The organism is Rossellomorea marisflavi (genome assembly GCF_009806575.1).
Lineage (GTDB): Bacteria > Bacillota > Bacilli > Bacillales > Bacillaceae_B > Rossellomorea > Rossellomorea marisflavi_A.
Map to the genome: position 1 here is coordinate 958,100 of NZ_CP047095.1, position 12,535 is coordinate 970,634.

3 protein-coding genes are annotated in these 12,535 nt (G+C 42.8%); all 3 read left to right on the top strand.

Going from position 1 to position 12,535, the window contains the following annotated elements; all coding sequences use genetic code 11:
• Nucleotides 1-5 precede the first annotated feature (5 nt).
• From D5E69_RS05130 to carB, 3 genes are read left to right on the top strand one after another with little or no spacing between them, the layout of a single operon-like run.
• Nucleotides 6-8,087: a non-ribosomal peptide synthetase gene (locus D5E69_RS05130; protein WP_159129368.1), complete on the top strand. Its 8,082-nt coding sequence runs from the start codon at nucleotides 6-8 to the stop codon at nucleotides 8,085-8,087.
• A gap of 11 nt (nucleotides 8,088-8,098) precedes the next feature.
• Nucleotides 8,099-9,274: a carbamoyl phosphate synthase small subunit gene (locus tag D5E69_RS05135; RefSeq protein WP_249931562.1), complete on the top strand. Its 1,176-nt coding sequence runs from the start codon at nucleotides 8,099-8,101 to the stop codon at nucleotides 9,272-9,274.
• On the top strand, nucleotides 9,264-12,461 hold the full coding sequence (carB, locus tag D5E69_RS05140) for a carbamoyl-phosphate synthase (glutamine-hydrolyzing) large subunit (RefSeq protein WP_159129369.1): 3,198 nt from the start codon (nucleotides 9,264-9,266) through the stop codon (nucleotides 12,459-12,461). Before D5E69_RS05135 ends, carB begins: the two co-directional genes overlap by 11 nt.
• Nucleotides 12,462-12,535: the final 74 nt, after the last annotated feature.

The following is a 12,535-nucleotide window of genomic DNA, read 5'->3' on the forward strand; positions in this document are numbered from 1 at the left end:
GTGACATGAGAAACAATGGTGTATATGTCAGTGAGAAAGAAATTGATCAATCCAAGACCGTGATTGATTCGTTTGAAGAGCAAGCTAAGCATCATCCTGATTGGGTGGCCGTCCGCTATAAAAATGAGGAAATGACGTATGAAGAATTGAACCATCAGTCCAATCAGGTAGCGCATCTGTTGAAAGATCAGGGGCTAAACGTGGAAGAACCTGTAGCCGTATGCATGGATAAGTCCATTCACATGATTACAGCCATTCTAGGAATACTGAAAGCAGGTGGTTACTATGTCCCGTTAGATCCGGCTTTACCAAGTGATCGCTTGACCAAGATCATAAAAAGAATAAACTCTCCTATTCTTCTAACTGATTCTGCTAACGAATCGTTCTTTCATTTAGATCATGTAAGAAGCATGCATCATATTGAACGTTCAACTCTCGTAAAATATGCTACGACCAACCTCTCCGATAGAGCTTCCATTCATCATCTTATCTATACCATCTTTACATCAGGGACTACGGGAGAGCCAAAAGGAGTACAAGTTGAGCACAGGAATGTATTGAACCACCTTCAAGGAATACTGGGCTATATGAACGTAGTAAAACCCTTAAACTATACCCTTCTTACTACGATTGCAGCAGATTTATCCGTCACACCTATATTCGCCGCTCTCATAACAGGTGGGACACTACATATCATCCCCGAAGAGATGATCACTGATGCCGAAAAGCTTGGAATCTATTGCAGGGAGTATGGTGTCAACTGCATGAAATTAGTCCCCTCCCACATGGAGGCACTTTTGTATAGAGATACGCCATCTATCTATATCCCGGATTACATCATTCTTGGTGGAGAACAATTGAAATGGAGCTTGGTGGATAAAATTAAGGAACGCCATCCAACATGTAAGATCTTTAATCATTATGGACCCACAGAGGTAACGGTCGGGGTCATGGCCAACGATATTGATCAAGTGGAAAGGACAGGCAGTGTCATTCCGTTGGGAGAGCCATATGGGTGTTCGGTTATCATGGTTTTGGATGAGAACCTTGATCCAGTAGTACCTGGTGAGATCGGTGAAATCTACATAAGCGGATTAGGTATTACCCGAGGGTACTTTCAGAATGATTTCTTGACCAAAGAGAAGTATATGCCGAATCCTTGGCAGGAAGGCGAACATGATCATACCCTTTATAAGACTGGAGACCTGGCAAGGGTCAATCCTCAAGGTCAACTGGAATTCGTGAGCAGGATCGATCATCAGGTGAAGGTTCGCGGTTATCGGGTTGAACTAAATGAAATACAAGCCCATCTGGAAGCTAAGGATGAGATTCAAGATAGTGCAGTGGTGGCAAGAATCAATCAGAACGGGGAAACAATTATTCGGGCTGCTTTGGTATTTGATCCAGCATATAAGGGAACTGTCAAACAAATTAGAGAGGCATTAGTAAGTACTCTACCGGCCTATATGCTCCCACAAGAATATGTGGTACTGGATTCCCTGCCCCTCAATGCTAACGGAAAAGTCGATCGACAGCTCATCACCAATCAGGTTTTGGGGGAATTGGCTGGAGCACATGAAGAAGAGATGAGTGTGACAGAGAAGAAAATTCACACCATTTGGTCTTCGTTACTAGACTCTAGTCACATGAATAGAACGGATCGGTTTCTTGAAGTCGGGGGAAATTCATTGAATGCCATTAAATTGGCGAGTGAGTTGGAGGATGCTTTTCAGGTAAGGGTAACAATAGGTGACGTGTTTGAACAGGAAACCATTGAAGACCTTGCAAGTTTAGTAGAGGGTCGACAAGAACAAACGGAAGGTTCCCAGTTGGAAAGATCGCATTTTAGTACGTTGGAGGCATCCTCTCAACAAAGTAGGTTGTGGTTCTGGGATAAACTGGATGTAAATCGTCATTTGTATAATATTCCTTATAAAGTAAAGCTCACAGGAGGTATTGATCCGAGTAGGCTTCACAAGGCAATTCGAATGATGATGGTGAAGCATGAGATTCTGAGAACCAAGATCATAGAGAACGATGGCCGTCCCATGCAAAAAGTGGACGTAGAAGGAGGAGATGTTCCATTTGAAGTGGTGAATGCATCGATGAATCCTCATGATGTGGAGGAGTTCATTGAAGATAAAGCAAAGAGAGCATTTGATTTATCTAAAGGGACTTTATTCGAAGTGGTTCTTTATAAAGTAAGTCCAGAAGACCATACGTTATTCCTTAATTTTCATCATAGTATTTTTGATGACTGGTCCTTCACCATCTTTTTGGAGGATTTGCTGTCCTTTTATCATTCTCCTGAAAGGGGCCTGGATTCAAGCCAATTGCTTCAATACCAAGACTATTCTGAGTGGCATAAAAAGCATTTACTCATTCATAGAGAAAATCTGGTTGACTATTGGTCTCGAGTATTGGAAGGAAATGTAGAAAAGGTGAAATTCGCCGATTATCACGAAGAGGCTAATGAGTCTTTTGAAGGTGAATCTTTCCATTTCCATATTCCTGGGAAGTCAGTGGAGAAGGTAAACCGTCTTGCTAAGGAAACCGGTACCACTAAATTCATGGTTCTCATGAGTCTGTTTCAACTTATGCTCTACAAATATACGCATATACAAGACATCATCGTAGGGGCACCTGTTGCCGGAAGGCCGGGAGGTCACTTTGATCAGACACTGGGCTTTTTCGTCAACACTTTGCCATGGAGGACACAGTTTGATGAAACGTCGACCTTCATCAGTCTCTTGCGTCATGTTCAAAAGCAAAGTGTTGATCACCTGAAGCATGTGCATCTTCCTTTCGAAGATATAGTGAAGGAAGTGAGAAGTGGTGTAGAATATAGCCTCACGCCTATCATGAATATCATGATGGCCTTCCAAAATGCGCCTAAGCTGAATCGCGATAAGTATCCCCTGTTAACTGGTGCACCTGAAAAAGTGAACAATCATACATCCAAATATGATCTTACTTTGTTTTTGGAAGAGAATGAGGGAGAGATCTTAGGCCGGTGGGAGTACAAATCGTTCCTCTTTACAGAAGGAAGAATAAAGCAATTTACGAGGCATTTTTCAAAGCTGCTAGATGGCTTGTATGAAAAACCTCTGAATAGTCGGATAGAAGAGTTTAATTTGCTAACAAAGGAAGAAGAGAAGCAGCTAACAGAAACCATTGATGAAGTTGCCCCATCTGTGGGTTTGCACGCCTTATTCGAAGCGCAGGCAAAAAGAACCCCTGAAAATATAGCCGTTATTCAAGGAGACAATCAATTGACGTATAAGGAGTTAGATGAACGATCATCTTATCTCCGCGACCACTTAATTCAACGTGGTGTTTCTCGCAATGACATCGTCGCAATTAGTATGGACCGCTCGCCCGAAATGTTGGTGTCACTTCTCGGAATCTTGAAGGCTGGAGGAGCGTACTTGCCTATCGATGCCGGCATGCCTCCGGGTAGAGTGGAAGAGATTTTAACCGACTCACGTGCAAAAGTGATTGTAGTCTGTGGTGACCAATCCCATTCGACAGAGTTTTCATCAATCATGGATGTAAGCAGACTTGACTGGGATCAGGCAGATGGATGCGGGAAGTCAATAGTGGTGGAGGGAACAGACGTAGTATCTGTCTACTACACATCTGGATCCACGGGAAAACCGAAGGGAGTAGCCAATCACCATCAAGGATGGGTCAATCGAATGGAGTGGATGCAATCCTATCATCAATTAAGGGAAGAGGAGACTGTTTTACATAAAACCACTCTTTCGTTTGATGACGCAGCGGTCGAAATCTTCTGGCCGCTAATAATCGGGGCTCGAGTTGCCTTGATGAATCCTGAAGAACATAAGGATCCACGTGCCATCATAGAGGATACTGTGAAATATGATGCGTCTATCCTTCACTTCGTCCCTAGTATGTTGAAACTCTTCGTTGAAGAAATTAGTGAAGAAGAAGAAAAGGATATGCCTTCACTTCGTGCCATCATCTCAAGTGGGGAAGCCCTTGCAACCTCACTCGTCAAAGACCTTTTCTCGAAGTTGGATGTCAGATTGTTGAATTCATGGGGTGCGACAGAAGTTTCCATTGATTCCACCTGCTATGAATGTACGCTTTCAGACGTGGGCGGCGATCGATTTGTCCCAGTGGGTAAGCCGATCCAAGGAAATTATATCTATGTTCTTGATGAATCCATGAAACCCGTACCACCTGGCGTAATAGGCGATTTGTATATTGGTGGTGTAGGATTGGCCAAGGGCTACGTCAATGATCCTGAGAAAACAAGGAATAGCTTCATCCAAAATCCTTATCATCCAGATGAGAAGATTTATCGTACAGGAGATCAGGGGTATCTGCGATTGGATGGCAATCTCGTGTTTACAGGAAGGAAGGATTCACAAGTAAAGGTCAGGGGCATGAGGGTTGAACTGGGCGAAATCGAATCCTCAATTAAAGCTTTCTCAGCAATCAAAGATGCAATTGTTCACTTTGCTGATCCTTCCACCAAGCAGGGGTTAGTGGGGTATATGGTTGTGAAAGAACCATTCGAACAAAACCATTTACACCAGTTTATGAGTAGGAAGCTTCCCGATTATATGATGCCGAAGTACATGGTAGAGTTGGCTGCGTTTCCTATAAATAAGAATGGCAAGCTGGATTATCATGCTCTACCAAAACCAAGTAAGAATGACATATTCAATCAGGAGGAATATCTCCCGCCGGAAACCCCGATGGAAGTTCAGTTATCCCGTATTTGGGAAGAGTTATTGGAGACTGAGGAGATCAGTGTGGAAAGTAACTTCTTCACGGTAGGAGGTCATTCCCTGTTAGGGGTCAAATTGATTTCGAGAGTGAATCGTTCATGTAACACGGATTTAAGGCTAAGGGATTTATTTGACTCTCCCACCATCAGGGAAATGGCAGTGAAGGCTGAGCGGATATCAGGAGGTTTACAGGAAACGAATAATGGGGGAAATCCATTCCATCCCCTATCATATGCACAAGAGCGAATGTGGTTTTTACATCAACTAGATCCGGCGGATTATAGTTACCATATGCCCTATGGAGTGAAAATGAGTGGAGAACTTGATCTGGATATTTTTAGAGATAGCATTAAATATGTACTGAAACAAAACACAATCCTCCATTCGCGCTTTCGCCTAGAAAAGGGTAACCCATATGCTATTGCGGGAGATATAGATGTCCAGATTGAACTCGAGACAGCGGGGGGTACAGACCATCTCATCAATGAGTGGTTGAGACAGCCTTTCAATCTAGAGGAGGATGCTCCGTACAGAATGAAACTGGTAAAGGTAAAGCAATCTGAATTTCATTTCTATATCGTTTTTCACCACATTGTCATGGATGGAATCTCATTGGAATTCTTTGAACAACAGTTGTTTGAAACCTATAATCGTCTAAAAGAAAAAAAGCCATTAGCAATCAGGCATGTCCCTTCCTATTATGAGTATGCAAAGGGCCAAAAAGAGTATAGTACGTCGACTTTCTATAAAGATCAGCTAGAGTATTGGAAGGGAAAGCTAAGCGGTGAACTGGTTAAAACCCAATTCCCACTTGATCAACACAATCATGATTTGGAAGAGCAAACTCAACAGATGACGCAGACATTCTCCGAGAGATCCTTCAGAAATATAAAAAAAATAAGCAGGCGACATGGTTCGTCTAATTTCACTATCGTGGCTTCTGTTCTATCCATTCTGCTTCATCGGATCAATGGACAAGAAGACTTGATCATGGGGACGCCTATCATCGATCGTCCTTCAAAATGGGAAGAGTCAATGGGATTATTTTTGAATACCCTCCCCTTAAGGATCCGTGTACAAAGTGAACAAACAATTGATGAAGTCATCAGGGAAACAAGTCAATCTGTGAGAGAACTCTTCATGCACCAAGACGTCCCATTTGAAAAGATCGTTGAGGAAGTTCAGCCTAATCGGACACGGAACTCCAATCCCTTATTCGATATTCTTGTGAACTATATCAGTTATGAACAGAATCAAGAAAGGCTAAATGATCTGGAAGTCGAAAGAAAAAAATTCAATGATTCAAAGGCAAAATTCCTACTAACTTTCTATTTCATTGATGACCAAGACTCACTGAGTGTAAGGGTCGTTTTTCAAGGGCAAAAGATCCATGAGACAAGAATTCAAACCTTTCTTCACCAATTCAACACTGTATGTGAATCATTGTTAGCAAATCAGGATACTTCTGTCGGAAGACTTGACATCAATCATACGCATACAAATGCTGCGGTTGAGCCTAGCCTTCAAAAAGTGCCATTCGCTAAAACCCTTAAAAAAGCCATTGAGGACAATCTACGGGCTGACGCCTTGGAAGAACAACGTACTATATGGACATACAAAGATGTGATGGAGTATGCCAATGGGTATACACATGCATTTAGGAACCTGAACCTATCCAAAGGTGATCGTATCGCTCTATTTGGAAAAAGCTCATTCCGTTATATTACAAGCATCGTGAGTATGATGTTAAACGGATATGTGTTTGTGCCTATCCATGTAGATACCCCTAAGAACCGGATCAAGAGGATTCTTGAGGAAGCAGAGGTCTCTCTATTCGTTGATTTCGATCAGGTATTATCAGCTACGGAGAGAGATGATCTGAATGTCCTTTATTTTTCACCCACTATCTCTATTCCGGGGCCGGATCATCTGACAGAAGGTTTATTGGGGGATTCAACCGTAGATCACAATTCTGACGCCTATATCTACTTCACTTCCGGCTCGACAGGTACGCCAAAAGGAATCATGGGCAATCAAAAAGGCTTGAATCACTTTTTGTGCTGGCAAAGAAGAGAGTTTGACATTCAACCATCTGATCGCATAGCACAACTTACCAACCCAGGATTTGATGTGTATCTCCGTGATGTTTTCCTTCCGCTCATTAGCGGTGCAACGCTTTGTATACCGGACGGCAATGAGGAAGAGATTGATTGGATGAAGCGGAAGGAAATTACGGTTGTCCACGCCGTACCATCTTTAGTGAAACGATGGATGGAACATACCAGTACGAAGGGGCTTTTGATTAGGTTGACCTTTTTCGCTGGGGAACCGTTGCCTTATGACCTGGTCACAGAGTGGAAAGAAATCATTGGCGCTGGTGCAGAAGTGGTCAATCTCTATGGCCCTTCTGAGACCACTTTGGCAAAGAGCTTTCATAGGGTGGGCCCCAATGAGGAAAGACTGTCCATTGTTCCAATCGGACAGGCCATCCCTGAAACAGAGGTGCTGATTTTGAATACGCAGCAATCGCTCTCTGGAGTGAATGAACCAGGGGAAATCGTCATCAAGACTCCTTACCGGACGAGCGGGTATTTGAACCGGAATGATACATTTAGTCAAAATCCGTTGTCTACCGATAAGGAGGACCTGGTCTACTTCACAGGTGACATAGGGAGATATCATCCCAATGGATTTGTAGAGATCTTAGGAAGAAAGGACTTTCAAGTCAAGCTTAACGGGGTAAGAATCGATCTGAATGAAGTGGAATACTTCTTAAATCTAGTCCCAGTGATTAAGCAAGCGATCGTGACAAAAGTGGAAGAGGGAAAAAGAGAATACTTAGTGGCATACATGGTCCCTGAAGAAGGAGCGGAAATCAGCGAGTATGAAGTCAGGAAACATCTCTTGGAGAACCTCCCAATCTCCATGATTCCTCTCATGGTGAAGATGGAGAACCTCCCAATCAACCAAAATGGCAAGGTGGATCGAAAGAAACTTCCACATCCGAAATGGGCTGACGGAGACCATGATCAATTAGTAGGGCCAGAGGAGGAAAAATTGGCGGGGATATGGAAGCAAATACTTCACATAGAGACTAGTTTAAGGAAGAATGATGATTTCTTCGCCCTTGGGGGCCATTCCTTGTTAGCCATCCGACTACTAAACGAAATCCTTGATCAGTTCCACACGGAAGTCAAACTGATTGATTTATTCGAAAACCCTACAATAAAACGTATGAATCAACTGATTGGAAGCAGGATGGGAAATGCTGATGCGAATGCCAAGAATAAAATATCAAAGGCTGCAAGAGTTCCGATCAAGCATTGAGGTGAAAATGAGTGATGGTGCGTTTACTCGGCTATCACTCGTTGTTTCGAATTTGGTCGAGAGACGAACGTTGGGGAGTGAAGGCGGTGCAAGAGTTAAAGATCCTATTGGAAAATGGAATCGAGTTTCACGGTACAGGCATTTGCGGAGAAAGTCCATATATAGGGGAGATTGTATTCTGTACGGGAATGACTGGTTATCAAGAAGTCTTGACGGATCCTTCCTATCATGGTCAATTCGTTGTCATGACCTATCCGTTAATCGGAAATTATGGGATAAATGATGGAGATTCGGAATCAAACAAACCCAAAGTAAACGGACTGATCGTGAAGGAGTTGTGCGAAACTCCCTCTCATTATCAAAGCAAGATGTCCGTATCAGACTACCTATTGGAGGAAGAAATCCCGTTTGTCACTGAGGTAGATACAAGAGAACTTACCAAAGTGATCAGAGAGGAAGGAACGATGAGGGCAAGTATCGCCCCGTTGGATTATCCGAAGGAAGTATTGCTTAAAGAGTTGGGTCGTGGGGGCGGGAGAAATTCGGTCGAATGTGTCACGTCACAGGATGCCTACACGATACCAGGAGAAGGGGAGCATGTGCTGGTACTAGACTTAGGCCTAAAAAAGGGGATTATGAAGGAGCTCACTAGTCGAGGTGTCTGTCTTACGGTGGTCCCTGCATTCACGTCCATTGAAGAGATTCACCGCTTGTCTCCGGATAAAATTATTCTTTCAAATGGACCGGGTGACCCTAAGGACTCCTCATATGTCATTCAACTAGTGAAAAGGTTGATTCCAGACTATCCTATCTTCGGCATTTGTTTAGGTCATCAGATTATCGCCCTAGCGTGTGGTGCAGATACGGAAAAGATGAAGTTTGGCCACAGAGGACCCAATCACCCTGTTAAAGATCATCGAACCAACCTTGTGAAGATTACCTCTCAAAATCACAATTATACTGTTAGGAAAGAAAGTATAATAAAAACGGATTTGGAGATCATCCAGACAGCACTCCATGATGGAACTGTGGAGGGGATCATGCACAAAACGTATCCGGTCATGTCTGTTCAATATCATCCTGAAGGATCTCCTGGGCCGATGGATTCAAATGAGCTCTTTCACTCCTTCATCGAGCGTGATTTTAAAAAGGAACAAGAAGCAAGGGGGAAAGTCCATGTACGGTAACCCAAAAAAGATACTGGTGATTGGATCAGGTCCAATTGTAATAGGTCAGGCTGCAGAGTTTGATTACTCTGGAACTCAAGCATGCCAAGCATTGAAGGAAGAAGGGTATCACGTCCTTCTAGTTAACTCCAATCCTGCCACCATCATGACAGACAAGACTACCGCCGATGAGATCTATATGGAACCCTTAACAGTAGAGTATGTAAAGACTATTATTATAAAAGAAAAGCCTCAAGCACTATTGGCCACCCTAGGAGGACAAACGGCACTGAATATCGCTTATGAACTTGATCAGGAGAACTTTCTGCAAGATCACCAGGTCACTCTTTTAGGTGTAACAGCGGAGACAATTCGGAAAGGGGAAGACAGATTACTATTTAAAGAGTTGATGCTAGATATTCATGAGCCCGTTCCTGAAAGTCGAATCGTCACGTCCATCAAAGAAGCCAAGGAAGTGGCAAGTGAATTTGATTTTCCGCTCATCGTGAGACCGGCTTACACATTAGGGGGAACGGGTGGAGGGATATGTCATAACCTCGAAGAGCTGGAGTCGGTTACTGGCAACGGTCTTTCTTTATCTCCAATTGGTCAATGTTTAGTTGAAAGAAGCATTAAAGGGTTCAAAGAAGTTGAAATGGAAGTGATGCGGGATAGCTATGGGCAAGCGGTCATTGTATGCCACATGGAAAACCTGGATCCTGTCGGTGTTCATACCGGTGATTCCATCGTCGTATCACCCTGTCAGACATTGAGCGACAAGGACTATCAGATGCTCCGTACTTCCGCCCTTAAAATCATCAGCCATCTATCCATCGTTGGAGGATGTAATATTCAATTCGCACTCCATCCGAATACCAAACAATATTACATTATTGAAGTAAATCCAAGGGTTAGCCGTTCATCCGCATTGGCCTCTAAGGCAACAGGCTACCCGATTGCCAAGATTGCTGCCAAACTGGCAGTAGGAAAAGGTCTGCATGAAATCCAAAACCCCATTACTAAAACTACATATGCTTGCTATGAGCCTGTATTGGATTATGCCGTTGTGAAAATTCCGGTCTTTCCTTCAGAAAAATTCGGACTGGAGCCTGATCAGCTTGGAACACAAATGAAGGCAACTGGAGAAGTGATGGCCATCGGGCGAACGTTCGAAGAAGCCTTGATGAAAGGAATTCGGTCAGTCAGTCGGAAATATGAGCAATATTGGTTGGGACAAGTTGATTGGGAGGAAGGGAATCTCACTAGACTGAGCTCTCCTGATCATCATCGCATCTTTTTGATTGCAGAAGCGTTTAGAAGAGGCGTGTCGGTTGATACCATCTTTGAAGTATCAGAAGTGGATCGGTATTTTTTGTATAAGATCAAGAAAATCATAGATGTAGAGAGTAAGATTAAAAGTCAACGTGTAGACGCTAAACTTTTACTTAAGGCGAAGAAAATGGGATTATCCGATTATCAGATTGCTTTACTCAAAGGCAGTGCAGAGCAAGATATCTATAAAAAAAGAATAGCGTCACAAATGCTTCCAGTATATAAAATGGTCGACACGTGTGCAGGAGAATTCGAATCTTATACGCCATATTACTACAGTACCTATGAGCAGTTCAACGATGTCTCTCCATCTCATAAAGAAAAAATAGTCATCTTAGGATCTGGCCCCATTCAAGTAGGACAGGGAATAGAATTCGATTATGCGACTGTCCATGCGATCCAAGCGGTTAAGGATAACGGATTTGAATCAATTATTATCAACAATAATCCAGAAACGGTTTCCACCGATTTCAGTATTTCAGATAAACTTTATTTTGAACCCCTGACGGTAGAGGATGTCATGAATATCATTGATTTTGAACAACCTATGGGCGTTCTCGTACAATTCGGTGGTCAGTTGGCCATTAATCTTGCCAAGCAGTTGAAGGATAGGGGTGTAAACGTTCTTGGGACTTCGGTTGAATCCATCGAGATAGGTGAGAACCGTGGTGAACTTGTTTGTGCATTAGAGGAGTTGAGTATCCTTCATCCTAATGGTGAAACAGTGTTGACTATCCATCGTGCCCGTGAAGTAGTATCTGATCTAGGTTATCCGCTCATCGTGCGTCCTTCTTACGTGATTGGTGGCAGTGATATGGAGATCATCACACATCATGGAGAGTTAGAGTCGTACCTATCACGATATGACTTTGCGAAGGGGAACCCGCTCCATATCGATCAGTACATCGAAGGGATTGAACTGGAATTAGATGCGATTTGTGATGGTGAGAAAGCAGTCATACCAGCAGTTTTGGAGCATATTGAACGATCCGGGGTTCACTCCGGTGATTCGATGGCAATCTATCCACCTCGAAAGCTCGGAAAGAAAGTCCTTGATGAACTAACCGAGTTGACAAACAAGCTCACGCAATTTTTGAAGATCAAAGGATTAGTTAATATTCAAGCGGTGTATTCCAATCAACAAATCTACTTGATCGAGATAAATCTACGCTCAAGTAGAACATTGCCATTTATAAGTAAGATCTCAGATCTTAACATGGCTGCCCTCGCTACCAATTGTCAGTTGGGATACTCGCTTTCATCAGATGATAGGTCGAAGAATGAAAGACCAAGAGATGATGTATTCTATGTGAAGGCGCCGGTCTTCTCTTTCTCCAAAATGACCGCTATTGATCCCATTCTTACACCCGAAATGAAGTCTACTGGAGAAGTAATTGGATATGACAAACAATTTGACCTAGCGGTATTAAAGTCTTTTCAAGCAGCTGGGCTGAGCTTTGGAATTGGAGAAGAACAGGCTTTAATTCTAGTAGATTTCATCAATGGCCATCTTGAACAGGTTCTTGAAAGATTGTCTTGCCACACCTCAGAGTTCCTATTTGTGGAGGGTGAGAAAAAAGGTACGGGTCATTTAAATCAAAACATAAAAACAATCAGTTTATCTGAAGATACCTTATCTGAATTAATGAGGAAAATGAAACAAAAATCGATTGGGATCGTTATCGATTTGCGAAGAGGTAAGAGTAAGTGGGAGAAGGAGCTGAGAAAGAATGCTGTTCAACACAATATTCCACTATTTACAAATGTAGATACCCTTTCCTTATTTGTTGCGTCTTTAGGAACAAAAGAGAAAATGCAGGATCAAAAGCTTGTCGTACGCCCTTTTTATGAGAAGGAGAATGTACCATTGAGGTAGATGGCCATAGACTTTTTTTGAAACGACTTAGTTGGGGTATAGTCTAAGTCGTTTCTTTTCATTGAATCACATTG

Excerpts from the sequence above, each read along its gene's own strand:
- D5E69_RS05130 (WP_159129368.1), top strand. The coding sequence starts at position 6 with ATGAGAAACAATGGTGTATATGTCAGTGAGAAAGAAATTGATCAATCC.
- carB (WP_159129369.1), top strand. The coding sequence starts at position 9,264 with ATGTACGGTAACCCAAAAAAGATACTGGTGATTGGATCAGGTCCAATT.